The sequence below is a fragment of the Actinoplanes siamensis genome (genome assembly GCF_016862395.1).
GTDB classification, from domain to species: Bacteria; Actinomycetota; Actinomycetes; order Mycobacteriales; family Micromonosporaceae; genus Actinoplanes; species Actinoplanes siamensis.
In genome coordinates this window covers 1-26,655 of record NZ_BOMW01000062.1, presented here as the reverse complement: position 1 = coordinate 26,655, position 26,655 = coordinate 1, and the positions used below count along the sequence as shown (strand labels likewise).

Below are 26,655 nucleotides of genomic sequence, written 5' to 3'. Positions count from 1 at the left end.
GCTCGGGAACCGCCGGCCGGGTGCCGTCGTCTTGCAGGGTGTGAGACGAAGCCTGGACGCGGCCGACGAGGCGGAGCTCGTCCGCCGTACCGCGGCCGGCGACCGGCGCGCCTTCGACGAGCTGTACCGGCGTACCTCGCCCTGGCTCGCGGTCCGGCTGCGCCGCCGGTGCGCCGACACGGACGTGGTCGCCGACGTGATGCAGGAGACGTACCTGGCCGTCTGGCGGGCGGCCGGCGACTTCGCCGGAACCGCCACCTCGGGCAGCGCGCTCGGGTGGCTCTGGACCATCGCCGCGAACCGGCTGGTCGACGCGTTCCGCCGGCGGGCCCGGCGGCGGGAGATACCTGTCGAGCTGACCGTGGCGCCCGCACCGGCGCCCGCCGCCGAGGACGAGGTGATGGCCGGCCGGGTCGGCCAGGAACTGGAACAGGCGCTGCTCACCCTGCCCGCCGACGTACGGCAGGTGCTGCGGGCGATGGTTCTCGACGGCCTGTCGGTCCGGGAGACGTCGCTGCTGCTCGGCGTGCCGGAGGGCACCGTGAAGTCCAAGGCCCGGCGGGCCCGGATCGCACTGCGGGAGGCGCTGTCATGACCGGGCACCCCAGCCCCTCGGCGATCACCAGGTACGCCGCCGGCGACGCCGGTCTCGACGAGGCCACGGTGTGGTCGGTCGAGGTCCACCTGGAGGAGTGCGCGGACTGCCGGGCACGCCTGGCCGGCAGCACGCCGGACGACGTCCTGGCCCTGCTCGAACGGGTGGGCAACGGGGTGGATCAGGGCATCGCGGCCGGTCCCGACCCGGTCCGCCGGCGCCGGCGCTGGTCGCCGGCCCGCCACCGGTGGCTGGTGTGGCAGCTGGCGCCGTGGCTCACCATGACGGCCACGGTGCTGGTCTGCGCGGTGCTGCTCCAGTCGCTGCGGCCGAGCCTGCCGTCGCTGGTGTTGCTGCTCGCCCCGGTGGCGCCGCTGCCCGGGGTGGCGGTGGCCTGGAGCCGGGGCGCCGACCCGGCGTGGGAGCTGATCGCCGGCACTCCGGCGGCCGGCCTCCCGCTGCTGCTGCGCCGGACCGCGACGGTGCTGGCCGTGATCGTCCCGGTGCTGGGCCTGGCGACCGACCGTACCGGCGAATCCCTTGCTCTTGCTCTTCTGCCCTGCCTGGCCTTCACCACGGCGGCCATCGCGCTCGGTGCTCTCGTCGGAGTCCGCCGCGCCGTGATCGGCCTCGCCACCGGGTGGGGGCTGCTGATGGCGCTGCCGGCGCTGCTCACCGCCCACCTGCCGGCCCTGCTGCGACCCGGCAGCCTGGGCGTCTGGGCGCTGATCACCGTCGTCTCCGCCGTCTTCGCCCTGACCAGGGCCGACCGCTTTTCCCGCCTGACCCCGAGGAGCTGAGACCATGCGTATGGTGAGCGCGGCGGAGACCGCACCCACCACCCATCCGTGGGCGGTGCACGCCGAAGGACTGCGTGTCCGCGCCGGCCGGCACCTGGCCGTCGACGGGCTCGACCTGGCGCTGGGCACCGGCGTCCACGGCCTGCTCGGCCCGAACGGGGCCGGCAAGACCACGCTGATGCGCGCGCTGGCCACCGTGCTGGCGCCGGCCGGCGGGAAACTGAGCCTGCTCGGCGAGTCCGTGGACGGCCGCGCCGACCTGCGGCGGATCCGCCGCGGGCTCGGCTACCTGCCGCAGCAGTTCGGTTTCTACCCGCGCTTCACCGTGCGGGAGTTCGTCGAGTACATGGCCTGGCTCAAGGAGATGCCGAAGGCCGCGGTGCCCGGCGCCGTGCAGCGGGCGATCGAGCGGGTCGGTCTCGCCGACCGGGCCGGCAAGCGGATGAAGACCCTCTCCGGCGGCATGCTCCGTCGGGCCGGCATCGCCCAGGCCATCGTGAACGACCCCGAGGTGCTGCTGCTCGACGAGCCCACCGTCGGCCTCGACCCGGAGCAGCGCCTCGACTTCCGTGAGCTGCTGCGCGACCTGGGCGTCGACAGCTGTGTGCTGGTCTCCACCCACCTGGTCGAGGACGTCGTGGCCGCGTGCACCGACGTGGTGATGGTGAACGAGGGCCGGCTCGTCTACCAGGGCACCCCGGACGACCTGATCGCGCGGGGCGGCACGGGCGACGCCGGCGACAGCCCCGCCGAACGGGGCTACTCGGCGCTGCTGCGCCGGCACCGGGCGGAGGCCGGCCGGTGAGCCGCGCGCTGAGCATCGAGCTGCGCCGGTCCGCGGCCCCCGGGTCCGCGCTGATCCTGCTGGCCGTCGGTGTCGCGCTGCTGTACCTGGTGGCCGAGGCGGAGTGGTCGGCCGGCTGGATGCAGCTCGTCATGGCGCAGCGGCTGTACCTCGCGCTGCTGTGGCCGCTGGCGCTGGCGGCCGGCGCCTGGCAGGGCCGCCGCGAGCGGCAGTCGAACGTGACCGAGCTGTTCGCCAGCACACCGCGGCCCCGGGCATCGCGGGTGGTGCCGACGGTCGGTGCGATGGCCCTCACCATCGTGGCCGGCTACCTGCTGATGGGCCTGGTGGGCGGGCTGGCGATCGTGAGCACCGCGCACTATCTGCCGCCACAGGTGGCGGCAGTTACCGCCGTCGGCGCGCTGGCGCTGGTCGCGGGTGTCTGGCTGGGCATGGCGGCCGGCCACCTGCTGCCCTGGCTGGTGACCGCGCCGGCCGTGGCCGTGGCCGGTCTGGGCGTGCTGCTGACCATCCCCGCCGCCACCCGGCCCAAGGGCTGGCTGGCGCTGGTCTTCTCGCCGATCTACGAGATGAACCTGCCGGAGGACTACGCGACGGTGCCCGGCCGGGTCAGCGTCTCGCAGGCGATCTGGCTGGCCGCGCTCGCGCTGGCCGGGCTGCTGCTGTTCGCGTCCAGCGGCTGGCGTGTCCGGGTGGCGGCGCTGCTGCCGGTGGCGCTCGGCGCCGTGCTGGCGATCACGGTGATGCCGCATCACGACCGGCTCGTCGTCGACGCGGTCGATCCGGTGGCGAAGGAGCTGGTCTGCGCGCGGGACGAGCCGCGGGTGTGCGTCAGCCGGGTGCACGAGGGGCTGCTGCCCGAGGTGGTCCCGCAGGCGCGGGAGGCGTTGACCGTCCTGGCGAAGCTCCCGGGCATGCCTTCCCGGGTGCACGAGGACACCACCACCTACCTGCCGTACGTCCCGGCCCCGCGGACCGCCGACGTCGCGCTGGTCACGATCCGGGGCGGCAAGACCGGCGACCTCACGTCGAAGATCGTGACCGGGGTGTTCGCCCGGTCGTACGACTGCGAGAAGGGGCCGGACTGGGCGGACACGCTCGCGGCCGCCTACTGGCTGATCGGGCGTACGCCGGTGGCCGAGGAACCGGACGTCGCCGCCGACGCCCTGATCCGCTGGCGGGAGTTGGGCAAGTTGCCCGCCGGCGAGGCGGCGGCCCGGGTGACCGCGATCCGCGACGCCGCGGTGGGGTGCAAGTGATGCGCTGGCTGATCCTGTACCTGCGCTCCCGGCACGCCCCGATGGCGCTGGCCGTGGCCGGGGCCTGCGCGGCGCTGATGTGGTCGCTGTGGCTGGTCACCTCGACGACCCGCCAGGTGGGCGCGCCGATGGTGGTGCTCACGGTGTTGCTGACGGTCTCGGCGCTCACCACCACGCTGGTCAGCCCGGACGGCGCCCTGGACCGCACGGCGGCGCTGGCCTGGGCGCCGCGCCGGGCCGCCCACGTGCTGGCGGCGTTCCTGTTCGTGGCCGGTCTGCTCGCGGTCACGCTGGTCACCCCGGCACGGTTCAGCCCCGCGCTGCTGGTGGCGAGGGACACGGCCGGGCTGCTCGGCCTGACCGCCCTGGGCGCCACCGTGATCAGTCCGGCGCGGTCCTGGTTCCTGCCGCTGGGCTGGACCCTGGCGGCGATCGTGTTCCCCGGCTCGGGCAACCGCCTGGCCGAGGCCCTCACCTGGCAGGGGCAGGACCCGGGGAATTCGCCGGCCATGGTGACGGCGCTGCTCCTGGCCGCTTCCGGGCTGCTCGCCTACACGCTCGCCGGCCCGGCCCGGCGGGCGATGACCGAGATCACCGTCTAGGGGCCCGTTCCGGCCGGCTTTCCGCTCCGGGAGCCGGCCGGGAAGTTTTGCGATAAGAATCAACGGTGACTTCCTACGCAGCCGCGCCGTCCCGATACGACGCCATGGAGTACCGCCGCACCGGGCGCAGCGGCCTGAAACTACCCGCGATCTCGCTGGGGTTGTGGCACAACTTCGGCGACGACAAGCCGATCGAGACCCAGCGCGCGGTGCTGCGCCGCGCGTTCGACCTCGGTGTCACGCACTTCGACCTGGCGAACAACTACGGCCCGCCGTACGGGTCGGCTGAGATCAATTTCGGTCGGCTGCTCGCCGAGGACTTCCGGCCGTACCGGGACGAGCTGGTCATCTCGACCAAGGCCGGATACGACATGTGGCCCGGGCCGTACGGCGACCACGGTTCCCGGAAATATCTCACCGCGTCGCTGGACCAGTCCCTGAAGCGGATGGGCCTGGACTACGTGGACATCTTCTACTCGCATCGCTTCGACCCGGAGACCCCGCTCGAGGAGACCATGGGCGCTCTGGACGCCGCGGTCCGGGCCGGCAAGGCGCTCTACGTCGGCATCTCGTCGTACTCGCCGGCCAGGACCGCCGAGGCCGCCGCGATCCTGCGTGACCTGGGCACGCCGCTGCTGATCCACCAGCCGTCGTACTCGATGCTGAACCGCTGGATAGAGGAGGACCTGCTCGGCGTGCTGGAGCGCGAGGGCGCCGGCTGCATCGGGTTCTCGCCGCTGGCCCAGGGCATGCTCACCGACCGCTACCTGAACGGCGTGCCGGAGGGTTCGCGGGCCACCGAGGACAAGTCGCTCACCCCGGCCTGGCTGACCGAGGAGAACCTGGGCAAGATCCGGGCGCTCGACGCGATCGCCGAGCGGCGCGGGCAGACCCTGGCCCAGATGGCGATCGCCTGGTCGCTGCGGGACCCGCGGATGACCTCTGTGGTGCTCGGCGCGAGCAGCGTCGCCCAGCTGGAAAACAATCTCGCCGCGCTGGGCAACACCGCGTTCACCGCCGACGAGCTGGCCGAGATCGACAAGTACGCGACCGAGTCCGGCATCAACCTGTGGGCGGGGTCCAGTGCCTTCTGAGCTCACCGTCGCAGTCCTCGGCACCGGGATCATGGGTGCCGCGATGGCCCGCAACCTGGCGCGGGCCGGGCACGCCGTCCGGGTCTGGAACCGGCACCGGGACAAGGCCGAGCCGCTCGCCGCGGACGGGGCGCACGTCGCGGACAGCCCGGCCGAGGCGGTCACCGGCGCCGACGTCATCCTGACCATGCTCTACGACGGTGAGACCGTCCGCACCGTGCTGGCCGAGGCGGTGGACGGGCTGCGCCCCGGGGCCCTCTGGGTGCAGTCCACCACGGCCGCCCTGCCGGACATCGCCGAGCTGGCCGCCACCGCCGCCGAGCACGGGCTGGTCTTCTTCGACGCGCCGGTGCTGGGCACCCGGCAGCCGGCCGAGGCCGGGCAGCTCACCGTGCTCGCGGCCGGGCCGCCGGAGCACCGGGACGCGGTGGCGCCGGTCTTCGCGGCGATCGGCTCGCGCACCGTCTGGACCGGTGCCGACCCGGGCGCCGCGACCCGGCTGAAGCTGGTGGCGAACACCTGGGTGCTGGCCGTCACGCACGGCGCCGCGGAGACGCTCGCGCTGGCCAAGGGCCTGGGGGTGGACCCGGCGGACTTCTTCGGGGTGATCGAGGGCGGCCCGCTGGACCTGGGCTACCTGCGGGCCAAGGGCGCCGCGATCCTCGAGGACCGGCTGACCCCGGCGAGCTTCGCGGTGGTCACCGCGGAGAAGGACGCGCGGCTGATCGTCGGTGCCGGCGCCGATCACGGGGTCCGGCTGGACGCGACGGCCGCCGGTGCGCAACGGTTCCGCCGCGCGGCCGAGCAGGGGCACGGCGACGAGGACATGGCCGCCTCGTACTACGCGAGTTTCGAGGAATAGCGACGCGACCTCCGGCCGGTGGACACCTCTGGTCCGGCCGGCCGGAGAGCCGCGGCCGCTCCTCCCCGTGGCGTTCGGCGAGCACCGGACGGGCGATCCGTCGGACATCGTTCTCGCGGCCGCCCTGCCGCGGCCGAGCGCCCGGTTGAGAGCCCCTTCGAGGGGGTAACCGGGCAGGCCCAGAGCGACGACCCAGGAGGCCTGGACATGCGACTAGCTATGCTCCGCCCACTGTACGAACGCCCCGGACCGTGGGCTTCGGTGTATATCGACACATCCCGGGAGACCGAGGACGCCGCGAAGGCGGTCGAGCTGCGCTGGCGAGGAGCAAGGGAGGCGCTGGCCGAGGCCGGCTGCGATCCGCTCACCGTGCGCGCGTTGCAGGACGCGGTGCTGGACCGCCCGGCTCGTCCGGGGCGGCACGGGCTGGCGCTCTTCGCGACGGCCGGCGAGGTGGTCATGCGGCAGGCGCTGAACGCGCCACCGGCCGAGAACGCGGTGTACGACGTCCTGCCGCATGCCATGCCGATGATCGCCCAGATGGAGGAGGAGATCCACTACCTGCGCGTGACGGTCGACCACACCGGCGGCGCCATCGACTCGGCGGTGACCGGGCAACTGGTCCGGCATCACGAGATCCCGGGCAGCGCGGACTTCGCGCTGCACAAGTTCCCGGGTGGCGGCTGGGCGTCCCTGAAGTTCCAGCACAACAGCGAGCTGACCTGGCGGCGCAACGCGGGCGACGTGGCCGACGCGGTGACCGAGCTGGCCGACCGGACCGGCCCGGAGATCGTGCTGGTGGCCGGGGAGGCGAAGTCGCGCCCGATGTTGATCGCGCAGCTGCCGGACCGCTGGCGGGACCGGGTGGTGGAGACCGACGTGACCGGCCGGGCGCAGGGCGCGCTGGACGACGCCACGGTGCTGGCCGTCGCGGAGCGCGCCGAGGCGCACCGGCAGGACGTGCTGGACCGGTTCCGGTCGCAGCTGGCGCACGGTGGCGCGGCCGGCAACGGCCTCTCCGAGGTGGTGACCTACCTGTCGCGGGGGCAGGTGGACACGCTGCTGATGATCGACGACCCGTCCTCCACCGAGCACCTGTGGATCGGGCCGAACCCGCACGAGCTCAGCGACGATCCGGAGCTGCTGCGCGAGTCCGGGATCGCGCAACCGGCGCTGGTCCGGGCGGATGCCGCGATGCTGCGGGCGCTGGCCGGCACGGACGCGTCGATCATGCTGGTCGGGCCGGACGAGCACGACCTGGAGGGTGGTGTGGCGGCGCTGCTGCGGTACGCCGACGCGCGGAGGTGATACCCACAGGCTGTGCGCACAGGCTGTGGATAACTCGAACGGGTGTGCGAACGGCGGCACGCGATGGCAGGATGATCGCGTGTCGCCTGACGAGCTGCGCCCCGCGTACCCGATCCGGACCGAGCGCCTGTTGCTGCGTCCCCTCACCGCGGCCGATGCCGAGGCGCTGCTGGCGTACCGCAGCCGCCCCGACGTCTGCCGGTATGTTCCGTTCCAGCCGATGACCCCCGAGGTGATCGCCGACCGGCTGGCGACGCACTGGGCCACGACCGCGCTCACCGACGAGGGCCAGTCGCTGACCCTCGGCATCGAGCTGGGCGGGACCGGCCGGCTGATCGGTGACGTGATCCTGTTCTGGCACAGCCGCCAGCATCGCGGCGGCGAGATCGGCTACGTGCTGAACCCCGAGTTCGCCGGTGAGGGCTATGCCACCGAGGCGGCTCTGGCGATGCTGCGGCTCGGCTTCGGAGGGCTGAGGCTGCACCGCATCATCGGGCGGATCGACGAGCGCAACGAGCCGTCCGCCCGGGTCCTGCGCCGCCTCGGCATGCGCCAGGAGGCCCGGCTCGTGCGCAACGAGCTGTTCAAGGGCGAGTGGAGCACCGAGGTGGACTTCGCGATGCTCGCCGATGAGTTCTTCTTCAGATATCCAGACTCGACTCGATCCGCTTGAGCTGGTGCCGGGCCAGCGCCAGGTTGGCCCGGTCCTTGTTCAGCGCGAGGTAGATGAACAGCCCCTGCCCGGTCCGGCCGGTCAACGGCCGGATCAGGTGGTACTGCGAGTCGAGCGTGATCAGCACGTCCTCGATGTTCTCGCGCAGCCCGAGCATCTCCATGGTGCGCAACTTCGCACGGATCACCTCGGTGTTCGCCGCCGCCGCGACGCTCAGGTCGAAGTTGCGGTCTCCTCCGGCGACGCCGAGGGCCATCCCGCTGCTGCGGTCGACAAGAGCGGCGCCGATGGCGCCGTCGATCTGCATCGCGTCCTTGAGGGCTACGTCCATGTCCGGCATTTCGGGTTCCTCCAATGGCTCGCTCCGATCGACGTCGACTGTCACCGACCCAGCCGGTCTGCCGTCGCACACGATGTCCGGCTTGGACGGTCGACCAGCTCGCATGCTGGATCCAGAGATCGAGCGAGTTGCGGATTTTCGCAACTGAAGAAGCCCGGCAGGACGCGTGACCGGGGTCGCATTCCCCGCGTCGGTCGATGTGAATGACTGGAGGGGTCCGCCGTGTCAGTGCCGCTGTACCAGGCGAAAGCCGAGATGTTCCGGACTCTCGGTCACCCGGTCCGGATCCGGGTCCTGGAACTGCTGCAGGACGGCCCGAGACCGGTCCGGGACCTGCTCGCCGAGATCGACGTCGAGGCGTCGAATCTGTCCCAGCAGCTCGCGGTGCTGCGCCGGGCCGGTGTCGTTGCCTCGTTCCGGGAGGGCGCGCTGGTGATGTACGCCCTGGGCACTCCGGACGTCGCCGACCTGCTGGCCGCCGGCCGCCGCATCCTCGGCGCGGTGCTGACCGATCGCGACGGCCTCCTGGTCGAACTCCGCGCCCAGGAGTGACCCGGCCCGCGGCGGCCGGACCGGAAGGAAGAAGGAGGGGCGCCGCCGAAGCAGCGCCCCTCCGTGCTCACCTACCGGGTCAGAGGGTGAGCGTCCAACTGTTGATGTAGCCGGTGTCCGAGGAGTAGACGTCCTGGACCTTGAGGCGCCAGGTGCCGTTCGCCGCCTCGCCGGAGAGGTTCTTGGTGTACGTGGTGGCGACGTTGTCGGCGCTGTCCGTCGACGAGGTGGCCTTCAGGTTGTAGACCGTGCCGTTCGGGGCGACCAGGTCGACCCGCAGGTCACCGCGGTAGGTGTGGACGATGTTGACCGCGACCGTCGAGGTCGACGACGCGTTGCGGGCGCAGCCGCTGATCGCGATGTCGCTGTAGACGGCCGAGCCGGCGTCCGGAACGGTGACGTCCGTGCCGTTGGTGCCGGAGCAGCTGCCGGTCGGCGGGTTCGAGGTGCTCGACGACGGGGTCGGCGAGCCGGTGCCGCCGCCGGTGCAGGTCGGGTCGGCGGACTGGGCCGGCACGCTCACCGCGTCCCAGGCGGCCTTTGTGGTGTTGAAGAGCCCGCAGGTGCTGTCCAGGGCCTTGGCCGAGGTCAGCGTCCAGGTGCGGTACTTCAGGTACGACGAGCTGGAGGTCTTCATCAGCATCGCGTTGTAGAAGATCTTGGTGGCGGTCTGGATGCCGACCCCGGTGATCGCGCCGGAGCCGGAGCACCGGGTGCTGGCCGGCTGGCCGTTGGCCGGGTTGGTGCCCTCGGCGAGCAGGTAGAACCAGTGGTTGCCGGGCCCGGCCGCGGCGTGCACCTCCTGGGTGGGGGTGCGGCTGGAGTAGCAGTTGTCGTCACCGGCGAGCGACGGGTTGTACATGTACCGGATCGGGCCGCTGCCGACCAGGTTGACCTCCTCGCCGACCTGGTAGTCCGGCGGGTCGTTCGGGTTGTTCCCGAACGCCTCGGTGGCCGCGCCGAAGACATCGCCGACGAACTCCTGGGTGCCGCTCTTGGAGATGCCGCCCGGGGTGTTGTCGTCGATGCCGTGACCGATCTCGTGGCCCAGCACGTCGGCGGAGGCGATCCACTGGCCGGCGGTGTTCTTTCCGATCTGGACCTGGGTGCCGTCGTAGTACGCGTTCTGGTCGTTCAGGCCGACCCGGATCGGCCAGGCGCCGCCGCTGCTGGTGAAGCCGGTGCGGCCCAGCCAGGTGGACAGCATGGCCTTCTCCTTCTGCGCCGAGTAGAAGGCGTCGACGCAGCCGGTCTCCTTGCTGGTCCCGGTGCCGTTGCCCCACACGTTGTCGGGGCCGCTGAAGGTCGTGTTGTTCGACGCGTCCTGGCAGGTCAGCGACGGGATGCTCGGGTCCTTCAGGCTGTACGTGCTGCCCGAGAGGGTGGTGTCCAGGCCGACCGAGCCGTTGATCCAGCCGGTGCCGGTGCCGGCCACGTCCGTGACGTGCTCGTACGTCCGCAGCACCTGACCGCTCGTCGCGTCCACGTCGACGGTGAGCCGGCTCGGGCCGTCCGCGCCGGTGCCCTTGATGGTCGACTCCCAGGCCAGCGCCGGCGTGCCGGTGGTGGCCAGGACGACCAGCTTGGTGCCCTCGACGGTGGCGACCGTCTTCAGCTCGCCCCTGGCGATCTTCAGCGAGTCGGCGGCGCTCAGCGTGGGGGTGGTGCTGATCGCGCCGAGCGGCGCGTCCTGCGCCACGGAGGTGAACTTCACCTGCCCGGCCAGGTCGGTGACCACGACGCCGTCGCCACCGATCACCGGGATGCCCTTGTACCTCTTGTCGTACGGCACGTACTGGAGGTTGTCCGTGGAGATCACGTCATGCTGGACGAAGGTTTCGTCCGCGGCGGTGTGCAGGGCCGCCGGGCGGGCGGCGAACAGCGAGGAGGCGGCCGCGGCCGCCGCCGCGGCGGGTGACGCCGCGACGCTGGGCTGGGCGGTTGCCGGGTTGGTGAGCGCCACGGCCACCGAGGCGACCGCGGTTGCGGCCACCGCAGCGACGACGACAGGTGTACGGGATTTCACGCACTGCTCCTTTCCCGCCCGGGGGGTTGGCGGGCGGGGCTAGACCGTCCGTGGACGATGGGTCACACCTGGATGACTTGTGGTGAGACGTTAAGCATCGACGAACGTCGCCGAATCAGGGAAAACCCTTGCTCGGCGCGGAGAGCGTGACCAATTACCGGATTTCTACGACCCGATCTCGTTCACCTCGGCGAACGGCGCGTCGTTCCACCAGATGGCGCGGATGATGAAGCTGTGGTTGGTCTCGTTGAAGTAGACCGCCAGATCACTCGGGGCGCTCTGTGTCTTCTGCACCGAGTAACCGTCCGCCGGAGTGGCCGTGACCAGGGAGACGACGCCCTCGCCGGTCATCTTGATCACCGCTTGCCCACCCTCGACGGTGAACGAGCGGAGGTAGGTCCGGACCCCGTCGCCGCCGGTGGTGACCGTCCAACCGTCCTCTGTGGTGGTCGCCGGCCTGGTCGTGGGCGCGGTCGTCGCCGGCGTGGTCCGGACCGGCGCGGTGGTGGTGGCGGACGACGTCTGCGGCTTCTTCGTCGTCGCCCGGGGCGAGCCGGCCGGCGGCGACTGCCGGGCCACGGATGGCGGCTCCGAGATCGGGGCGACCACGTCGGCAGCCGGCACCTGATCGATGTCGGGCAGCGCCCCGACGTCGGCGCGAGCGGCGTTGAGCACCGGGAGCAGCGCCACCCAGGAGAGCGCGATGCTGCTCGCGGTGGCCACGAACCAACCGGTCACCGGGACCCAACGGGAAGCTCGCACGACGCCCATCCTCTCACCTGGTCCTATGGTGTACGCCATGGCGTTGATCCTGTTGGTCGAGGACGACCGCAACATCGCGGCCGCGCTGGCCCGTGCGCTGACCGATGCCGGGCACGTGGTCCGGCCCGTCGGCCAGGCCGCCCAGGCGTTGAAGATCGTCACTCAGGAGCGGCCCGACCTGGTCATCCTCGACCTCGGACTGCCCGACATCGACGGGACCGACGCGCTGCGGATGATGCGCACGGTCTCCGACGTGCCGGTGATCGTGGCGACCGCGCGGCGCTCGGAGGCCGACATCATCGCACTGCTGAGCGCCGGCGCCGACGACTACGTGACCAAGCCGTTCTCCGGTGGGCACATCCTGGCCCGGATCTCGGCGGTGCTGCGCCGGGCGCGGACCACCACCGAGCAGGCGCCGACCACGATCACGGTCGGCGAGCTGGTGATCAAACCGCGCCAGCGCCGGGCGGAGCTGCGCGGCGAGCCGCTGCAGCTGACCCGTCGCGAGTTCGACGTGCTGGCGTACCTGGCGGAGCGGGTCGGCCAGGTGATCAGCCGGCGGGAGTTGATGAACCAGGTGTGGAACCAGGCGCGGATCGGCGAGGAGCAGACCATCGACGTACACATCTCCTGGTTGCGCCGCAAGCTCGGGGAGACCGCCGCCAAGCCGCGGTTCCTGCACACCGTCCGCGGTGTCGGTGTGATGATGGTCGATCCGCAGTGAGGTGGGCGCTCAACCGGCTGGCCCTGGCGATCACCTCGATGGTCGCGCTGGCGTTCCTGGTCCCGCTGGCCGTGGCGATCTGGCAGATCGCCCATGACAAGGCCATCTCCGAGGCGCGGCAGCAGGCCACCTCGATGGTCACCGTGCTCGGCGTGAACGCGGAACCGACAGCGCTGACGAACGCGGTGGCGAGCACGTCGGCGGGCAGCGCCGGGCTGCTCGCCGTGCATCTGCCCGGCCTTGATCCGATCGGGTCGTCGCACCTCGGCGGTTCCACCGTGGAGAGGGCCGCGAAGCAGCGCCGCTCGGCGACCGCGGCCGCCGCCGGTGGTCTCGCCTACCTACAGCCCACCGTGCTCACCGACGGCCGGACCGTGGTCGTCGAGGTGTTCGTCACCGACGCCGAGATGCGCCGCGGCGTATACAAGGCCTGGGCGTCGCTATTCGGCCTGGCCGTGGTGCTGGTGGCCGGGTCGACGCTGCTCGCCGACCGGCTCGGGGCGCAGATGGTCCGGGCCACCCGGCAGCTCGCGGCGTCCACCCGCCGCCTCGGCGGCGGCGAGCTCAACGAGCGCATCGAGCCGTCCGGCCCGCGCGAGCTGCGCGACGCGGCGCAGGCCTTCAACACCATGGCCGGGGACCTGCGGCGCCTGCTGGACCGCGAGCGCGAGCTCGCCGCGGACCTTTCCCACCGATTGCGTACGCCGTTGACGGCGCTCCGACTGGACGCCGAGACCATCCCGCCGGGCCCGATCGCGGACCGGATGCGACAGGCCTGCGACCTGCTCGACGAGGAGCTGGAGGCGATCATCACGGGCGCTCGGCTCGGCGTCGAGGCCCGCGGCAACGAGCAGTGCGACCTGGTCGAGGTGCTGGCCGACCGCCTGGCGTTCTGGTCGGTGCTGGCCGAGGACCAGGAGCGGCCGTGGGAGGTGGTCGGCGGCAACGAGCCGGTGCCGGTGCCGATGTCCCGCAGCGACGTGATCCTGGTGGTGGACGCGATGCTCGGCAACGTCTTCTCGCACACGCCGGAGGGGGTGGCCTTCCGGGTCAGCGTGTCCGCGACGGGACTGCTCGTGGACGACGCGGGGCCGGGAATCCCCGATCCGGAGTCGGCGGTGCGGCGCGGGTTCAGCGGGGCCGGCTCGACCGGGCTCGGGCTGGACATCGTGCGGCGGGCCGCGGACACCGTGCGCGGGCAGTTGGTGGTCGGGCAGAGTCCGCTGGGCGGGGCCCGCGTGGGTTTCCTGATGACGTCCGAGGTAGGTCTTCAGACCGGTTTTCGGTCGTCTTAAGGCGCCGTTATGGCGGCGCTCCCTAACGTTCCGGCTCGTAAGCAAGCGGGACGAGCTCTGGAGAACCGACATGCGCAGGAAGATCGCCTATCCGCTGGCCACTCTCGGGATGGTCGGGTCGACATTGGTGATCGCCTCACCGGCCCTGGCCCACGGTTACGTCTCGTCGCCGCCGAGCCGGCAGGCGCAGTGCGCCGCCGGCAAGGTGGCCGACTGCGGCGCCATCCAGTTCGAGCCGCAGAGCGTCGAGGCGCCGAAGGGCTCCAAGCAGTGCAACGGCGGGAACGCCGGCTTCTCGGTCCTGAACGACAACTCCCGGAACTGGCCGGCCACCAGCGTGGGCACCTCGGTGAAGTTCAACTGGGTGCTCACCGCCCGGCACCGGACGGCGACCTGGGTGTACTACGTGGACGGCGCCGAGGTGGCCACGTTCGACGACAAGAACGCGATTCCCGAGGCGACCGTCAGCCACACCGTGAACCTGAGCAGGTTCCCCGGCAAGCACACAGTGCTCGCGGTCTGGAACATCGGCGACACGACCAACGCGTTCTACAGCTGTGTGGACCTGAACATCGGCGGCGGGGCGGCCTCAGCTCCGACGTCCACGCCCACGTCCGCTCCCGCCGCCAAGCCGACCACCGCGGCTCCCACGGCGCCGCCCACCACCGACGCGCCCACCACCGACGCGCCCACCACCGACGCGCCGACCACCGCGGCTCCTACCGTCACCGCGACCTCGTCCTCCTCTTCGGCCACCTCCGCGGGCGGTTCCTGGGCGGCGGGCGTCAGCTACCGGAGCGGTGACGTGGTGACCTACCACGGCGCCTCCTACCGGTGCCGCCAGTCGCACACCTCGATCCGCAGCTGGGAGCCGTCGATGTTCACGCTCGCCCTCTGGCTGCCGCTGTGAGGCGCTACCTGGTGGCCGCCGCGCTGGTGCTCTCGCTCGGCGCCTGTGGGACCTCCCCCGAGACACCGCCCGCACCGGTGGCGAGCAACGTCGCCGACATCGCCGCCGGCTCGACGTACAACGACCGGGACGTGATGTTCCTGCAGATGCTGGTCGACCACCAGCAGCAGGGCCTGCAGATGGCGGAGATCGGCGCGTCCCGGGCCACCCGGTCCGACGTCGCCGATCTGGCCAGGGCCGTCGAGCTGACCCAGACCGACGAGCTGGCCATGATGAAGAACTGGCTGACCGAGTGGGGCAAGCCCACAGCTGTCGACAAGCGGGTCAGCGTCCACGCCGACCACGGTGGCCTGCCCAGCACCACCGACGCCGAGATCGACTCGTTGCGGACGGTGGGGAAGGCGGAGTTCGAGACCGCGTTCCTGAACCTGTTCCTGGCGCACCAGCACAACGCCGTGGAGATGGCCCAGCTGGAGCTCGACAAGGGCACGAACGAGCAGGCCAAGCAATTCGCGGAGCGGGTCAAGGAATCGCGCACCGACCAGGTCCAGCAGATGCTGCGCCTGCTGAACGGCTGAGTTCCCGTCTCGGATGGCCCGCCCTGGTAGGCGGGCCATCCGATTCTCCCGTATTTTCCTAGTATGCACGCCGCGTTGTTGGTGACCGCTCTGCTGGCCTGGCCGCACCCCGGCTTCGACGCCGAGGACAGCCACTTCAACCCGCGCGAGTCGGTGATCACCGCGTCCACCGTCGGGCGCCTCACCCCGAGTTGGTCGGTACCCCTGCGCGGGATCGAGCAGAGCTGCTCGGGATTCTCCGCGCCGGTGCTGGGCGCCGGCCGGATCTTCGCCACGGACCGTGCGGGAGTCTCCGCGTACGACCCCGGCAGCGGCGCCGTGAGGTGGCGGTTCACCTGGGATGACGCCGATGACAACAGCACCCCGCGGATGGCCGTCGAGGGCGGCTCGCTGGTCCTGGCCAACGGCGACTGCAACTCGATGAGCGACCCGGACGGGCGGTTGACAGTCCTGGACCCGTCCGGCCGTCTGCGCTGGAAACTGGAACTGGACAATCCGGTCGACTCGGTGCTGGTGGACAAGGGCGTGGTCCTGGTCTCCGGGACGTCACCCTCCGACGAGGACCGGGTGGCGGCATATCGCGTACGGGACGGGCGGTTGCTCTGGAGCAAGCCGCACCACGCCGCGGCCGGCGTGTCGGCGGACGGCCTGGTCCCGTTGACGAGAACGAACGGCTACGGCCAGCCGGCCGGGGAGACCACGGCGGTCTCCATCACCACCGGGCTGGCACGCTGGTCCCGGCCGGTCGCGCTGCAGGCGCTGGCGGCGAGCCCGGCGGGCGACCGGATCTATGCGACGGACCCCGTGGGGGCGCTGGTGGCCGTGCGGGCGGACAGCGGCGCCACGCTGTGGACGGCGCCGGGCAAGGTGACGCCGCTGGTGGCCACCGACGGTCCCCGGGTGTATCTGGCCGCCGGGCGGATGGTGTCGGCCCGGGACGCCGCCAGCGGCCGCCGGTTGTGGTCCCGCACCCTGGCGGAGAAGGCCGCCCAGCCGGTGGTGGCCGGGGGCCTGCTCTACACCGGCGGCCCGGTCCTGATCGCCGCCACCGGCGCTCCCGCCGGTCCCGCTTTCCCCGGCTTCACCATCCCCACGGGCGGCCACCTCTACCAGGTCGACGGCCCGCGCCTGACCGCCTACCAGCCGTAGCTGTCTGCCCAGGGACGGGTGAGCGGACGCCTGATCGGTCCAGCCGCCCACCGCGGCCAGTTTGCCGGATCACCGCTCGACACCGGCCCCGGCGGGATTCGATAGCGTGAACCAGCACGCCTACCGGCCATACCTGAGGGGAACACGTGGAGCTGCTGCACTCCGGCAAGGTCCGGGACGTCTACGCGGACGGTGAGGACCTGGTGCTGGTCGCCTCGGACCGGATCTCGATCTTCGACGTGATCCTTCCGACCCCGATTCCGGACAAGGGGAAGATCCTCACCCAGCTCTCGCTCTGGTGGTTCGACCAGCTCAGCGACGTCGTTCCGAACCATGTGATCTCCTCCACCGACGTGCCGCAGGAGTGGGCCGGGCGGGCCATCCGGTGCGAGCGGCTCGAGATGGTCAAGGTGGAGTGCATCGCCCGCGGCTACCTGGCCGGCTCCGGGCTCAAGGACTACCGGCGCGACGCGGCGGTCAGTGGCGTTCCGCTGCCGCCCGGCCTGGTCGAGGGCTCGCGGCTGCCGGAGCCGATCTTCACGCCGAGCACCAAGGAGGCGGTCGGCGCCGGGCACGACCAGCCGATGACCTTCGAGCAGGTGGTCGAGCAGGAGGGCAAGGACCAGGCCGAGGAGCTGCGCCGGATCACGCTGGAGATCTACCGGCGCGGGTCGGAGATCGCGGCGGCCAAGGGGATCCTGATCGCCGACACCAAGGTCGAGCTGGGGCTCAAGGACCGCGAGCTGAAGCTCGGGGACGAGCTGCTCACGCCGGACTCGTCGCGGTTCTGGGCGGCCGAGGAGTGGCAGCCCGGCGACGTCCAGCGCTACCTGGACAAGCAGGTGCTCCGCGACTGGGCGACCCGGGAGACCGACTGGGACCGGACCGAGCCGGGGCCGGAGCTGCCGGACCGCGTCGTCGAGGCGACCCGCGACCGCTACGTCGAGGTCTACGAACGGCTCACCGGAGACCGCTGGAGCTAGGCCTCCACGGTCAGGCCTCCGCGGTCGGGCGCTGGTCCGTGGACGACGGGGACGAGGGCTGGCCGGCCTTGCTGCGCTTGCGCATCAGCCGAGCGCCGTAGGCGACGGCCAGCACCGCCTCCAGCACGCCCGTCCAGCCGCCGAAGATCAGACAGAACGGGGTCACGGTCCACAACAGAATCGCCAGGATCAGCCAGCGCCGGCGTCGACGGAGCCGCATCCGCTCGACCCGGCGGGCGAATTCCGGATCGGAGTCCCGCAGCTGGGACATCATGCCGTCGAACTCTTGCCCTTCCCGCGGCTCGAGCACGCGCCGTCACCTCCGTAGCGAGGGTGGACTGCTCGAACGTACCGCGTCCGGGGAGCGGTCGACCGTGAATGTCACGGGAGCGCCACAACGCACGAGCCCGGCATACGATCATGGAGTGGACTACGGGCACCCGCTGCGGTTCGGAACGTTCCTGACGCCGGCCAACGACGACCCGGAGGGTGTGGTCGTCCGGGCGGTGCTCAGCGAGCAGCTCGGCTACGACCTGGTCACCTTCCAGGACCACCCCTACCAGCCGGCGTTCCTGGACACCTGGACACTGCTGAGCTGGGTCGCCGCCCGTACCGAGCGGATCACCCTGGCCGGGAACGTGCTGAACATCCCGATGCGTCCGGCTCCGGTGCTGGCCCGAGCCGCGGCCAGCCTGGATCTGCTCTCCGGCGGGCGGCTCGCGCTCGGCCTGGGCGCCGGTGGCTTCTGGGATCCGATGGTCGCGATGGGCGTCACTCGTCGCAGTCCCGGCGAATCGGTCGAGCAACTCGGCGAGGCGATCGACGTGATCCGCGAGCTGTGGGACACCGACAGCCGCCGGGCGATCCGCTACGACGGGAAGTACTACCAGCTCAACGGCACCAAGCGGGGCCCCGCGCCGGCCCATCGGGTGCCGATCTGGCTGGGCGCCTACGGCCCGCGGATGCTGCGGCTGGTGGGTGCGAAAGCGGACGGCTGGCTGCCGTCGCTGTCGTACCTCAAGCCCGGCGCGCTGGCGCACGGCAACAAGATCATCGATGACGCGGCGGCCGCGGCCGGCCGTGATCCCCGGGAGATCCGGCGACTGCTGAACGTGTCGACCGGGCAGGACGTCGACGAGCTGCTGGGACATGTCCTGGAGCACGGCGTGAGCACCTTCGTCGTCGCCACCGACCAGCCGGCCGAGCTGGAACGATTCGCCTCCGAGGTGATCCCGGCGCTGCGCGAGGCGGTCGACCGGGAACGCGCCGCGAGCGGCGTGCCGACCGGTCCGGTGCGCGGTCGGGCGGCGCTGGCCCTCCGCCGCGGCGGGATCGACTACGACGGCCTTCCCGATTCGCTCGCGTCGGTCGCGATCGAGCCGGGCGATCACTCGTACGCCCGGGTCCGCTCCACCTACATGCGCGGCGGCGCTCCCGGTCTGGTGCTGCAGCCGCGCGACATCGAGCAGACCGTGGCCGCGCTGGCATTCGCCCGCGACCAGGAGGTGCCGCTCGCCGTGCGCAGCGGCGGCCACGGCATCAGCGGCCGCTCCACCAACGACGGCGGCATCGTGATCGATGTCGGACGTCTGAACTCGATAGAGATCCTGTCCACGGAAGCTCGCCTGATCCGGGTCGGTCCGGGCGCCCGCTGGACGGAGGTGGCCGCCGCTCTCGCCCCGCACGGCTGGGCGCTGAGCAGCGGCGACTACGGCGGCGTCGGGGTCGGCGGGCTGGCCACCGCGGGCGGCATCGGCTGGCTGGCCCGTCAGCACGGGCTGACCCTCGACAAGATGCGCGCGGCCGAGCTGATCCTCGCCGACGGCGCCGTGGTGCGCGCCAGCTCGTCGGAGAACCCGGACCTGTTCTGGGCGGTCCGCGGTGCCGGCGCGAACTTCGGCATCGTCACCGCGTTCGAGTTCGAGGTGGACGAGGTCGGACCGGTTGGTTTCGGGCAGTTCGTCCTGGACGCCACCGACGGCGCGGGCTTGCTGGAACGGTGGGGCGCCGCGATGGAGGCGGCCCCGCGGGACGTCACCACCAACCTGATCATGGGACCGCCGCGGCGCGGGCAGGCGCTCGCACAGATCTACGGAGTCGTCAACTCCGAGATCCCGGACACCATCATCGAGCGGTTCACGCCGATCGCCTCGATCGCGCCGCTGCTCGACCAGCAGGTGCAGCTGGTGCCGTATGCAGGCGTGATGAACGTGCCGGACGCCCCGCACGACGGCCAAGGCGACCCGGCCGCCCGTTCCGGTCTGATCGAGCACCTGACGCCGCAGTTCTGCGCGGCGGTCGCCAAGCTGCTCGCCTCCGGGGCGGCCTATTTCTTCCAGGTCCGCTCGGTGGGCGGCGCGGTGGCCGACGTCCCGCCGGAGGCGACCGCCTACGCGCACCGCGAGGCGAACTTCTCTGTCGTCGCGTTCGGCGCTTCCCGGCCGGGGCTGGATGCGGCCTGGGAGGAGCTGTCGGGCTACTTCAGCGGGCTGTATCTCTCGTTCGAGACCGATCAACGGCCGGAACGGATCACTGAGGCCTGGCCGCCGGCGACCCTGCGGCGGTTGCGGGAGTTGAAGGCGCGCTTCGACCCGGACAACGTCTTCCGGGACAACTTCAATATCGTTCCGTAGCGCGAATGTGCGGAAGCGGCCTCGAGGCGCTCCGCGGCTTGAACCGACGGCCGCGTCGCGCGAGACCTGCACGGGGCGGGCCTGGCTCGCGCCGTACCAGAAGATGCTCTAACGGTGACCGGCGGCGGCCTGCTCCGGCCAGTGCATGCTCATCTTGCAGTCGCCGCAGGTGAGCTGCTCGCCGCAGGTGGGGCACCAGTCGTTGGTGCGGCGCAGGTACCACCCCAGGGCCACGCCGGAGAAGAGGCTCAGCAGGCCGACGATCGCGGCCACCGTCACGGCTCCGGTCATGACGCCAGCGGCTTCCGGCGGACCAGGCGCAGACCGCGGTTGTCGAGAGTGGGGTCGTCGTCGTCACGCGACGTCACATAAGGGGCGGTGAACGTGTCGACGCCGGTGCCGCGGTGGGTGCCGGGTTTGTAGGTCACCGTGACGGCCCGGGGGGAGGCGGCCTCGATCACGCCGGCTCGCCAGCCGTCGCGGTAGACCCAGACCGGGTCGGCCGGGCGGTAGCTCTCGGACGGAGCCACATCCGCCGGGTCCCGCTGGGGCGGGGTGACCGTCGGCGTGGATGTCAACCAGTTCGACATCACGGTGCCTCCAAAGCTCTCGAGGCGGCGTCAGGGGGCCAGCAGGCACCGCCGACTGCGCGCATCGGCCGAGCAGCCGAAGATTTCGGCACGCTGCGTTAGCAGTCGGTACGTGTCTGTCAGCTATCATGCTCGTCATCAAGTGCGTCCGCAAGGCCGTCTGCACGTGCATTTGAGCGCGCACGGCGACAGCGGGTCTACGCTTGACGCGGTTTCGTAGTAGACGATCTCCGCTCTAGGATGCATGCGACTGCGTTCCGGCAGTCACGAGGCGGCGACGAGGAGTCAGGTGAGCGCGGGTACGCAGGAGGAGGCGCCGGGCGGCGGCCCGACCGTGCTCCGCATTCTGCTCGGCTCCCAGCTCCGGAAGCTGCGGGAGTCGAAAGGGATCACGCGCGAGGCGGCGGGCTACGAGATCCGCGCCTCCGGATCCAAGATCAGCCGGATGGAGCTGGGCCGGGTCAGCTTCAAGGAACGCGACGTCGCGGACCTGTTGACCATGTATGGCGTGATCGACAAGGACGAGCGGGAGCAGCTGCTGAGCCTGGCCCGCCAGGCGAACAGCCCCGGCTGGTGGCAGCAGCTGAACGACGTTCTGCCGTCCTGGTTCCAGGCCTATCTGGGGCTCGAGGCGGCCGCCACCCTCATTCGTACCTATGAGATCCAGTTCGTCCCGGGCCTGCTGCAGACGCCGGAGTACGCGCGGGCAGTGATCATGCTCGGACACGCCGGCGCGAGCGCCGAGGAGATCAACAGGCGGGTCGAGGTGCGCCGCCAGCGGCAGGCGATTCTCACCCGTCCGGGTGGCCCACAGCTCTGGGCGGTGATCGACGAGGCGGTGCTGCGGCGGCCGATCGGCGGGGTGGACGTGATGCGCGCCCAGATCGAGGCCCTCATCGAGGCCTCCAAGCTGCCCAGCGTGCGGCTGCAGATCATCCCGTTCACCGCGGGCGGCCACGCGGCGGCCGGCGGCCCGTTCGCGATCCTGCGGTTCCCCGAGCCCGAGCTGCCCGACGTGGTCTACGTGGAGCAGCTCACCAGCGCGATCTACCTCGACAAGCGCGAGGACGTGGATCAGTACGCGATGGCCATGGAGCGCGTCTGCATCGACGCGGAGCCGCCGAACCACACGCCGGAGATCCTGGGCAAGCTCCTGAACGAGGTGGGCCGCCCGATCTGAGTGCGGCGTGCGGGAAGCCGCGCGGGCCGCTCGGCGTGGTCGTGAACGTTGGTTCCTGGCGCGTGGAACTGTCCTGGGGCCGGCTCCACGCGCGTCATCTCGCCGGGACGTGGAGGAGCGGCACAGGCGGGCCTTCGCGCCTCATCCCGGCAGAGTGGCGGGGAGGGTCTTCACGCCTCGTCCGGGCCGGGCATGGCGAACTGGCGGGGCGGGTCTTCGCGCCACATCCGGCACGGCATGGAAAAGGGCGGCCACAGGGCCGCCCGCGGATGTGGTCATGGTCCGGCCGGGCACTGCAGTCCGGCCGGACCGATGTCTGCACCGCCGGCTTCCCGGCCCGCGGTGCGCCTGGCGCTCAGGCCAGCAGGTTGTCGAAGTCCCCGTCCCGGACGCCGCCGAGGAACGCCTCGATCTCGGCCCGGGTGTAGATCAGCGCGGCACCTTCCGGGTCGCGGGAGTTGCGCACGGCGACGTCGCCGCCGGGCAGGACGGCGCACTCCACACAGTTGCCACTCGGGTTGCTGCGACGGCTCTTCTGCCAGGTCACGCCCTGCAGCTGACCGGCAGGCATGCCGTTGACCACGTAGGTCATTCCAAGCTCCCTTGGTTCGCCCGGATCGCCGATCGACCCGGGATGTGGTGTCCACATGGCTATTTATGGCGGTGATGCAAATGCACGTGCATCTGGCCTTGCGTAGTCACGGGATTCTGAGCATGATAACGCACGTGAGTGGATCCAAGGGGGATCACACAGAGTGAACTCTTTGGGTGACGGGTCGGTCGCGGAGCGACAGTCTGCGGCCTCGGCGCAAGGCTCCCTGGCGGGGGCGTCCGAGCGAGAGGTGACGAGTGTGTCGATTCCCAACATCGGTCCGGAACATCCTGATCCGGGTAACCCCGGCGCGCCCGAAACCGGCACGCGCCGGGGCAATCCGTCGCCGGTCCACCGGGTAGCGGTGATCACGGACGACGTGGTCGCCGCCTCCAGCCGGGCCAGCGCGGTCAGTCACCGGTTCGGCGGTGTTCGTTACGCACTGAGTCGGCCTGGCGGCGTCATCGTCGCCGAGCCGCCGGCAGAGGAGGGTGAGTCCGACGCGCGCGACTGAACTCGTTCGTTGTCACGGGCACGGCCCTGTGGGCCAGCCGCACGCCCGTTCCCGGTGGATGGCTTCGGCACCGCGAGTCCGTGACGACCGGTTGCGGCCGTCCCGGCCCCGCTGGCCGGTGTACGAGTTCGCCGAGTCGGACTACTGCTACGGGGTCGGCACGATCCGGCTGCGCGTGGTCCGGGTCGACTGGCACAAGCCGATCCCGCACGAGGGCGAGACGTGGCTCGGCGTGCGCGGCATCGTGGTCGACCCGGACGGCCGTGAGGGCATCGTCCGCGAGGTGCTGATCCGCGCCGGCCGCGTGCCGGTCCCGCCGGCCTGCAAACGGCCACGACTTCGGGTGTTGCGCGACACACCCGTCTGATCTCCGGGTGGGTGGCCTGGTTCCCCGTGCTGGGCCACCCATCCGGTCCATCCTTGAATGGGCGAAATCGGCCGTCGGAGTGGGGTTCTCCGAGCGGTGTGTGTGAGTGAACAGGCCCGCCGCCGGCCGGTCACGACCGGCGGCGCGGCTCACCGCTGATCGTCGAGGCTCTTCGCCGCCGTCCTTTCCGGACAACGCCACGCACGGTCGCCGGCCCGACGCGCGCGCCGTCCACCCAGTCCGCCCATGCGTTGCCGGCTCATCTCGTCGAGCTGTGACTGTTCGTCGGGCTGACGCCGCACCTTTTACGCCGCACCCTTCAGGCCGCACCTTTTACGCCGCACCTTTCACGCCGCACCTTTCACGCCGCGCCGGAAAGGGATCGGCCCCGCCCGGGCAGTGGGCGGGGCCGATCCGGGTGCACCTCAGGTGTTATGCGTGGAAGAGACCTGAGTGCGCACGATTGGAGGTGATCCGAGAGCCCGTCGGGTCAGATCGCGAACGCGCGAACCGGGACGGGGTCAGGGCTTGCGGGCGGCTCCGGGACGGGATCGGGGCTTGCGGGCGGCTCCAAGAGGGGACCGGGGCTTGCGGGCGGCGGAAGGACGGGCGGAATATCAGGGCTTGCGGGCGACTCCGGACCAGTAGTAGGCCGCTTCCGGATTCTCCACCTCGGTGTCCGGGCGCCAGGCGGACACCGGAACCAGGCCCGGCTCCAGCAGCTCCCAGTCACCGAAGAAGCGGGCCACCGCCTCCCGTGTGCGGGCGACCAGCGTCATCCCGGCGCCGGTGGCCGCGGCGACCGCCTGCTGGACCGCCTCCGGGTTGAAGTCGGCGGTGGGATGGGTGATCGCCAGGCAGCTGCCGGACGGCATGGCGTCGCGCAGCTCCGCGACAGTGGTCCACGGGTCGTCGGCGTCCGCCAGGAGCATCAGGATGGCGATGAGAGTGAGCCCGACCGGCTCCGTCAGGTCGAGGGTGTCGGTGAGCACCGGATTTTCCAGGATCGAGCGCGGGTCGCGGATGTCGGCGCTGATGTACTCACTGCGGCCGTCGGGGTGGCTGAGCATCAGCGCGCGGGCGTGGACCAGGACGATCGGGTCGTTGTCGACGTAGACCACCCGGGTCTCGGGGGCGATCCTCTGCGCGATCTCGTGCAGGTTCGGCGAGGTGGGGATGCCCGTCCCGACGTCCAGGAACTGGCGGATGCCCTCCTTGGCGACCAGGTCGCGGGCGGCGCGGTGGACGAACTTGCGGTTCTCGCCGGCCATGTGCCGCATGCCGGGGATGGCCTGGATCATCGCCTCGCCGACCGCGCGGTCCACTGCGAAGTTGTCCTTGCCGCCGAGCCAATAGTCGTAGATGCGGGCGGAGTGCGGAACATTCGGGTTGACCCCGGGCGGCGCGATCTCGTGCTGTGCGGAGTTGCCACTGCTCTGCTCCACGATCGCCTCCTCGCGCACCCGACCGTCGATCGTCGACAGCCGGTCCAGCCTAGCGCCAACAATTGACCGATATCACCCCCGCAATCCGAAGGTGGTCACGCCGGTGGCGCGGACTTCCTAGGCGGCCGGAACCTGTTCGATGCGGTCACGGAGGCCCGTGCCGGAGACCACGCAGTCACGTCCGCCGTGCTTGGCAGCGTACAGACGACTGTCCGCCGTGGACAGTAGAGGTGCCTGGGCGGGATTCGCGACGTCACCGAGCCCGGCCACGCCGATGCTCACCGTCACCGGCAGGTGGTGGGTGATAGGCGACCAGTGCTGGCTGCGGATGGCCCGCCGGATGCCGTCGAGCTGGGCCGCGGCCCGGCGCACCGGCGTGCTGGGGAACACCACCAGGAACTCCTCGCCGCCCATCCGGGCCACGAAGCCGTCCGGGCAGGCCGCGGTCACCTCCCGGGACAGCACCTGGGCGACCCGTACCAGGACCTGGTCGCCGACGTCGTGCGAGAGCTGGTCGTTGATCTGCTTGAAGTGGTCCAGGTCGACCAGTGCCACGGTGAGCGCCGGGTCGGTCTCGATCAGGTGGGGCAGGCGCTCGTCCACGTACCGCCGGTTGTGCAGTCCGGTCAACGGGTCGCGCCGGGCCTGCTCGCGGAACCGCTCCGCCTCCTGCCGCGCCTCGGCGGTCTCGAACATCGCCTGGCGGGTGCGCGCCCGCGCCTCCCGCTGCAGCGACTGCTGTTGGTGATAGAACTCGAAGAAGGTCTTGTGCGCGGCGAACGCGGCGGCGAAGTCGCCCTGCGCCGCGTAGAGCTCGGCCTGCTCCTGGTGCATGCGGACCAGTGATTCGCCGAGGTCCCGCTCGACGCACTGCTGGCGGGCCTTGTCCAGATTGGCCTGGGCCTCGGCGTACTTGCCCAGCCCACGCTGCGCCTGGGCCAGGGTCACCAGGTACTGCGCCATGTCGTTGGCGTCGTCCCACCTGCCCTCGGCGTGCCGCTCCAGGCAGAGCCGCATGGTCTCCTCGGCGGCCGCGAAGTGCCCACCGGCGACCTGGATCGAGCCGATCGTGTCGATGAACGCGGGCTCCAGCGGCATGTTCCACTCGTCGGAGAGCCGCTGCATCCGGTTGGCGACCTCCTCGGCGCGGTCCTGGTTGCCGATGCTGGCCTCCACGTACGCGTAGTTGTTCAGCAGGGAGAGCAGCGCCGGCGAGCCCAGGCGCAGCGCCATCTCCTCGGCCTGCGCGTAACGGACCCGGGCGGCGTCCATGTCGTCGGCGAAGTAGAGCGCGTCGGCCAGCTTCGTCCGGTGCCAGACGTGCATGTGCTCGGTGGAGTCGTCGTCGAGCAGCTCGACGGCGAGCACCGCGTGCTCCAGGCCCTGCTCGGCGTCGCCGAGGTGGAGGTGGATCGCGGACCAGACCAGGTGGGTGCGGGCCAGCAGCTGCCGGGCGTCGTGCTCGACAGCCCACTGGTGCACCTGCCAGATCTGTTCCGCGGCAGCGGCCACGTCGCCGCAGCGCATCCGCATGTTGATCTGCAGGAGCCGGGCCCGCGCGGCGAGCAGCTCGTCGCCGAGGGAGTGCGCGATCCGTTCCAGCTCGACGGTCCGCGCCAGCTGGGCGTGGGCGTCCCAGGAACGGCAATCCTCGATCGTGAGAAGGACAGCGGACAGCGCTTCGGCGTCCATCGCGCGCTCTTTCAACCCGGTGCTCCTCTCCGTGATCAGCTGGACCATTCGGTCGCGGGGTGCCGGGGTTGAGGAAAACCGCGCCAATGATCAGCTCTCCGTCAACTGAGATTAGCGCTCTGTCAACAAAACATTTCGTTTTCAGCGCCGTGATCTGAGTCGCCCGGATTCCGCCGGCGATACACCTCTGACCGCCGGCCCCGGCACGCCGGCCGGTGCCCCAGAGGCGTGCCGACGGCCGTGAGACACCTTCGACGGCCGGCCGACGGCGGCCGGCTGGGCTGGGTGGAAAACCGGCGGCCGGGCTCCGTGAGGAGCCCGGCCG

29 protein-coding genes are annotated in these 26,655 nt (G+C 71.3%); 20 read left to right on the top strand and 9 right to left on the bottom strand.

Features of this window, described 5'->3' with window-relative positions; genetic code table 11:
* Nucleotides 1–40 precede the first annotated feature (40 nt).
* From Asi03nite_RS29385 to Asi03nite_RS29345, 9 genes are all read left to right on the top strand, one after another.
* Nucleotides 41–595, top strand: coding sequence for an RNA polymerase sigma factor (locus tag Asi03nite_RS29385; protein WP_203683738.1), 555 nt, complete (start codon nucleotides 41–43; stop codon nucleotides 593–595).
* Nucleotides 592–1,395 (top strand): cupin domain-containing protein, encoded by an 804-nt coding sequence (locus Asi03nite_RS29380; protein WP_203683737.1) that lies wholly within the window; start codon nucleotides 592–594, stop codon nucleotides 1,393–1,395. Before Asi03nite_RS29385 ends, Asi03nite_RS29380 begins: the two co-directional genes overlap by 4 nt.
* A 4-nt stretch (nucleotides 1,396–1,399) precedes the next feature.
* Nucleotides 1,400–2,200 (top strand): ABC transporter ATP-binding protein, encoded by an 801-nt coding sequence (locus tag Asi03nite_RS29375; protein ID WP_203683736.1) that lies wholly within the window; start codon nucleotides 1,400–1,402, stop codon nucleotides 2,198–2,200.
* The gene (locus Asi03nite_RS29370) at nucleotides 2,197–3,459 is read left to right on the top strand and encodes a hypothetical protein (RefSeq protein WP_203683735.1); all 1,263 of its coding nucleotides are present in this window, start codon (nucleotides 2,197–2,199) and stop codon (nucleotides 3,457–3,459) included. Before Asi03nite_RS29375 ends, Asi03nite_RS29370 begins: the two co-directional genes overlap by 4 nt.
* Nucleotides 3,459–4,061 (top strand): hypothetical protein, encoded by a 603-nt coding sequence (locus tag Asi03nite_RS29365; protein WP_203683734.1) that lies wholly within the window; start codon nucleotides 3,459–3,461, stop codon nucleotides 4,059–4,061. Before Asi03nite_RS29370 ends, Asi03nite_RS29365 begins: the two co-directional genes overlap by 1 nt.
* 104 nt (nucleotides 4,062–4,165) lie before the next feature.
* Nucleotides 4,166–5,155: an L-glyceraldehyde 3-phosphate reductase gene (mgrA, locus tag Asi03nite_RS29360; RefSeq protein ID WP_239103023.1), complete on the top strand. Its 990-nt coding sequence runs from the start codon at nucleotides 4,166–4,168 to the stop codon at nucleotides 5,153–5,155.
* Nucleotides 5,145–6,017 carry an NAD(P)-dependent oxidoreductase gene (locus Asi03nite_RS29355; protein ID WP_203683732.1) on the top strand — a complete coding sequence of 291 codons (873 nt, stop codon included), beginning with the start codon at nucleotides 5,145–5,147 and terminating at the stop codon, nucleotides 6,015–6,017. Before mgrA ends, Asi03nite_RS29355 begins: the two co-directional genes overlap by 11 nt.
* A 261-nt stretch (nucleotides 6,018–6,278) precedes the next feature.
* Nucleotides 6,279–7,325, top strand: coding sequence for a baeRF2 domain-containing protein (locus Asi03nite_RS29350; protein ID WP_239103018.1), 1,047 nt, complete (start codon nucleotides 6,279–6,281; stop codon nucleotides 7,323–7,325).
* Nucleotides 7,326–7,404: 79 nt separating this feature from the next.
* Nucleotides 7,405–7,998, top strand: a complete 594-nt coding sequence (locus tag Asi03nite_RS29345; RefSeq protein WP_203683730.1) for a GNAT family N-acetyltransferase — start codon at nucleotides 7,405–7,407, stop codon at nucleotides 7,996–7,998.
* Here the strand turns inward: Asi03nite_RS29345 and Asi03nite_RS29340 are convergent.
* Nucleotides 7,967–8,338 (bottom strand): hypothetical protein, encoded by a 372-nt coding sequence (locus Asi03nite_RS29340; RefSeq protein ID WP_203683729.1) that lies wholly within the window; start codon nucleotides 8,336–8,338, stop codon nucleotides 7,967–7,969. The two genes, Asi03nite_RS29345 and Asi03nite_RS29340, sit on opposite strands and share 32 nt — an antisense overlap.
* Before the next feature lie 222 nt (nucleotides 8,339–8,560).
* On the opposite strand from Asi03nite_RS29340, the gene Asi03nite_RS29335 reads away from it, so the two are divergent.
* Nucleotides 8,561–8,890, top strand: coding sequence for an ArsR/SmtB family transcription factor (locus Asi03nite_RS29335; protein WP_203683728.1), 330 nt, complete (start codon nucleotides 8,561–8,563; stop codon nucleotides 8,888–8,890).
* 79 nt (nucleotides 8,891–8,969) lie between these two features.
* Here the strand turns inward: Asi03nite_RS29335 and Asi03nite_RS29330 are convergent, their stop codons facing one another.
* The gene (locus Asi03nite_RS29330; protein WP_203683727.1) at nucleotides 8,970–10,916 is read right to left on the bottom strand and encodes a M4 family metallopeptidase; all 1,947 of its coding nucleotides are present in this window, start codon (nucleotides 10,914–10,916) and stop codon (nucleotides 8,970–8,972) included.
* A 165-nt stretch (nucleotides 10,917–11,081) separates the two neighbouring features.
* Nucleotides 11,082–11,687, bottom strand: coding sequence for a DNA mismatch repair protein MutL (locus Asi03nite_RS29325; RefSeq protein ID WP_203683726.1), 606 nt, complete (start codon nucleotides 11,685–11,687; stop codon nucleotides 11,082–11,084).
* Between the two features lie 28 nt (nucleotides 11,688–11,715).
* Between Asi03nite_RS29325 and Asi03nite_RS29320 the strand changes: the two genes are divergently transcribed.
* The 6 genes from Asi03nite_RS29320 to Asi03nite_RS29295 all read left to right on the top strand — a co-directional run bounded on the left by Asi03nite_RS29320 (nucleotide 11,716) and on the right by Asi03nite_RS29295 (nucleotide 17,317).
* On the top strand, nucleotides 11,716–12,402 hold the full coding sequence (locus Asi03nite_RS29320) for a response regulator transcription factor (RefSeq protein WP_203683725.1): 687 nt from the start codon (nucleotides 11,716–11,718) through the stop codon (nucleotides 12,400–12,402).
* Nucleotides 12,399–13,697: a HAMP domain-containing protein gene (locus tag Asi03nite_RS29315; protein ID WP_203683724.1), complete on the top strand. Its 1,299-nt coding sequence runs from the start codon at nucleotides 12,399–12,401 to the stop codon at nucleotides 13,695–13,697. The genes Asi03nite_RS29320 and Asi03nite_RS29315 overlap by 4 nt, the downstream gene beginning before the upstream one ends.
* Before the next feature lie 70 nt (nucleotides 13,698–13,767).
* Complete coding sequence (locus tag Asi03nite_RS29310; RefSeq protein WP_203683723.1) at nucleotides 13,768–14,607, top strand: lytic polysaccharide monooxygenase; 840 nt, start codon at nucleotides 13,768–13,770, stop codon at nucleotides 14,605–14,607.
* Nucleotides 14,604–15,185 (top strand): DUF305 domain-containing protein, encoded by a 582-nt coding sequence (locus Asi03nite_RS29305; protein ID WP_239103017.1) that lies wholly within the window; start codon nucleotides 14,604–14,606, stop codon nucleotides 15,183–15,185. Before Asi03nite_RS29310 ends, Asi03nite_RS29305 begins: the two co-directional genes overlap by 4 nt.
* Nucleotides 15,186–15,248: 63 nt before the next feature.
* Nucleotides 15,249–16,334, top strand: coding sequence for a PQQ-binding-like beta-propeller repeat protein (locus Asi03nite_RS38625; protein WP_203683722.1), 1,086 nt, complete (start codon nucleotides 15,249–15,251; stop codon nucleotides 16,332–16,334).
* Between the two features lie 146 nt (nucleotides 16,335–16,480).
* On the top strand, nucleotides 16,481–17,317 hold the full coding sequence (locus Asi03nite_RS29295; protein WP_203683721.1) for a phosphoribosylaminoimidazolesuccinocarboxamide synthase: 837 nt from the start codon (nucleotides 16,481–16,483) through the stop codon (nucleotides 17,315–17,317).
* A 10-nt stretch (nucleotides 17,318–17,327) separates the two neighbouring features.
* Here Asi03nite_RS29295 and Asi03nite_RS29290 read toward each other — a convergent pair whose 3' ends face one another.
* The gene (locus Asi03nite_RS29290; protein ID WP_239103016.1) at nucleotides 17,328–17,627 is read right to left on the bottom strand and encodes a DUF3040 domain-containing protein; all 300 of its coding nucleotides are present in this window, start codon (nucleotides 17,625–17,627) and stop codon (nucleotides 17,328–17,330) included.
* 115 nt (nucleotides 17,628–17,742) lie between these two features.
* On the opposite strand from Asi03nite_RS29290, the gene Asi03nite_RS29285 reads away from it, so the two are divergent.
* A complete protein-coding gene (locus Asi03nite_RS29285) occupies nucleotides 17,743–19,950 on the top strand; it encodes an LLM class flavin-dependent oxidoreductase (RefSeq protein ID WP_239103015.1) in 2,208 nt (735 codons plus the stop codon).
* Between the two features lie 108 nt (nucleotides 19,951–20,058).
* On the opposite strand, the gene Asi03nite_RS29280 is transcribed toward Asi03nite_RS29285, so the two are convergent.
* Nucleotides 20,059–20,241, bottom strand: a complete 183-nt coding sequence (locus Asi03nite_RS29280; protein ID WP_203683718.1) for a hypothetical protein — start codon at nucleotides 20,239–20,241, stop codon at nucleotides 20,059–20,061.
* Nucleotides 20,238–20,540, bottom strand: coding sequence for a hypothetical protein (locus Asi03nite_RS29275; protein ID WP_203683717.1), 303 nt, complete (start codon nucleotides 20,538–20,540; stop codon nucleotides 20,238–20,240). The genes Asi03nite_RS29280 and Asi03nite_RS29275 overlap by 4 nt, the downstream gene beginning before the upstream one ends.
* A 289-nt stretch (nucleotides 20,541–20,829) precedes the next feature.
* Between Asi03nite_RS29275 and Asi03nite_RS29270 the strand changes: the two genes are divergently transcribed.
* Nucleotides 20,830–21,720 carry a Sco1979 family transcriptional regulator gene (locus Asi03nite_RS29270; protein WP_203683716.1) on the top strand — a complete coding sequence of 297 codons (891 nt, stop codon included), beginning with the start codon at nucleotides 20,830–20,832 and terminating at the stop codon, nucleotides 21,718–21,720.
* A gap of 355 nt (nucleotides 21,721–22,075) precedes the next feature.
* On the opposite strand, the gene Asi03nite_RS29265 is transcribed toward Asi03nite_RS29270, so the two are convergent.
* Entirely contained in the window at nucleotides 22,076–22,312 is a 237-nt protein-coding gene (locus Asi03nite_RS29265) for a DUF397 domain-containing protein (protein ID WP_089295067.1), read from the bottom strand.
* Nucleotides 22,313–22,475: 163 nt separating this feature from the next.
* Between Asi03nite_RS29265 and Asi03nite_RS29260 the strand changes: the two genes are divergently transcribed.
* Nucleotides 22,476–22,826, top strand: a complete 351-nt coding sequence (locus tag Asi03nite_RS29260) for a hypothetical protein (RefSeq protein WP_203683715.1) — start codon at nucleotides 22,476–22,478, stop codon at nucleotides 22,824–22,826.
* A gap of 58 nt (nucleotides 22,827–22,884) precedes the next feature.
* Nucleotides 22,885–23,193 (top strand): hypothetical protein, encoded by a 309-nt coding sequence (locus tag Asi03nite_RS29255; RefSeq protein WP_203683714.1) that lies wholly within the window; start codon nucleotides 22,885–22,887, stop codon nucleotides 23,191–23,193.
* 617 nt (nucleotides 23,194–23,810) lie between these two features.
* Here Asi03nite_RS29255 and Asi03nite_RS29250 read toward each other — a convergent pair.
* Nucleotides 23,811–24,602, bottom strand: a complete 792-nt coding sequence (locus tag Asi03nite_RS29250; RefSeq protein WP_239103021.1) for an SAM-dependent methyltransferase — start codon at nucleotides 24,600–24,602, stop codon at nucleotides 23,811–23,813.
* A gap of 153 nt (nucleotides 24,603–24,755) precedes the next feature.
* Nucleotides 24,756–26,330: a sensor domain-containing diguanylate cyclase gene (locus tag Asi03nite_RS29245; RefSeq protein WP_203683712.1), complete on the bottom strand. Its 1,575-nt coding sequence runs from the start codon at nucleotides 26,328–26,330 to the stop codon at nucleotides 24,756–24,758.
* Nucleotides 26,331–26,655: the final 325 nt, after the last annotated feature.

What these genes read in the sequence shown, in the direction of transcription:
- Asi03nite_RS29380 (WP_203683737.1), top strand. Translation starts at nt 592, where the DNA reads ATGACCGGGCACCCCAGCCCCTCGGCGATCACCAGGTACGCCGCCGGC.
- Asi03nite_RS29375 (WP_203683736.1), top strand. Translation starts at nt 1,400, where the DNA reads ATGCGTATGGTGAGCGCGGCGGAGACCGCACCCACCACCCATCCGTGG.
- Asi03nite_RS29365 (WP_203683734.1), top strand. Translation starts at nt 3,459, where the DNA reads ATGCGCTGGCTGATCCTGTACCTGCGCTCCCGGCACGCCCCGATGGCG.
- mgrA (WP_239103023.1), top strand. Translation starts at nt 4,166, where the DNA reads ATGGAGTACCGCCGCACCGGGCGCAGCGGCCTGAAACTACCCGCGATC.
- Asi03nite_RS29340 (WP_203683729.1), bottom strand. Translation starts at nt 8,338, where the DNA reads ATGCCGGACATGGACGTAGCCCTCAAGGACGCGATGCAGATCGACGGC.
- Asi03nite_RS29325 (WP_203683726.1), bottom strand. Translation starts at nt 11,687, where the DNA reads ATGGGCGTCGTGCGAGCTTCCCGTTGGGTCCCGGTGACCGGTTGGTTC.
- Asi03nite_RS29320 (WP_203683725.1), top strand. Translation starts at nt 11,716, where the DNA reads ATGGCGTTGATCCTGTTGGTCGAGGACGACCGCAACATCGCGGCCGCG.
- Asi03nite_RS29310 (WP_203683723.1), top strand. Translation starts at nt 13,768, where the DNA reads ATGCGCAGGAAGATCGCCTATCCGCTGGCCACTCTCGGGATGGTCGGG.
- Asi03nite_RS38625 (WP_203683722.1), top strand. Translation starts at nt 15,249, where the DNA reads ATGCACGCCGCGTTGTTGGTGACCGCTCTGCTGGCCTGGCCGCACCCC.
- Asi03nite_RS29280 (WP_203683718.1), bottom strand. Translation starts at nt 20,241, where the DNA reads ATGACCGGAGCCGTGACGGTGGCCGCGATCGTCGGCCTGCTGAGCCTC.
- Asi03nite_RS29275 (WP_203683717.1), bottom strand. Translation starts at nt 20,540, where the DNA reads ATGTCGAACTGGTTGACATCCACGCCGACGGTCACCCCGCCCCAGCGG.
- Asi03nite_RS29265 (WP_089295067.1), bottom strand. Translation starts at nt 22,312, where the DNA reads ATGACCTACGTGGTCAACGGCATGCCTGCCGGTCAGCTGCAGGGCGTG.
- Asi03nite_RS29255 (WP_203683714.1), top strand. Translation starts at nt 22,885, where the DNA reads ATGGCTTCGGCACCGCGAGTCCGTGACGACCGGTTGCGGCCGTCCCGG.
- Asi03nite_RS29245 (WP_203683712.1), bottom strand. Translation starts at nt 26,330, where the DNA reads ATGGACGCCGAAGCGCTGTCCGCTGTCCTTCTCACGATCGAGGATTGC.